The 261-nt window shown below is 62.5% G+C and carries 1 pseudogene; it reads right to left on the bottom strand.

Annotated features, from left to right (window positions below):
• Positions 1-48: 48 nt before the first annotated feature.
• A pseudogene (locus EOD29_RS32765) lies at positions 49-261 on the bottom strand (phosphoribosylglycinamide formyltransferase); the annotation flags it as partial.

The following is a 261-nucleotide window of genomic DNA, read 5'->3' as shown; positions in this document are numbered from 1 at the left end:
AGGAAAGACCCGAGAAAGTCACCGGTTTGCAGAAAATAGAGCAGCAATCTAAGCGCGGTCGCCGATCATCGAAATCAGTTGAGCCTTGGGCGCGGCAATCGAAGCTTCAGCGCCGACTGCCTTGCCGTCTTCCATCGTCACCCGGCCCTCGGCAAACAACCGCAGCGCCTGCGGATAGATCTGGTGTTCGACGGTCAACACGCGCGCCGCGAGGCTCTCGGCCGTGTCGCCCGAGAGAACCGGGACGGCCGCCTGGCCGAT

It is taken from the genome of Mesorhizobium sp. M1A.T.Ca.IN.004.03.1.1 (assembly GCF_003997555.1).
Classification (GTDB): Bacteria; Pseudomonadota; Alphaproteobacteria; order Rhizobiales; family Rhizobiaceae; genus Mesorhizobium.
Note: the sequence above shows the minus strand (reverse complement) of the source record. Positions and strands in the feature narration are given on the sequence as shown.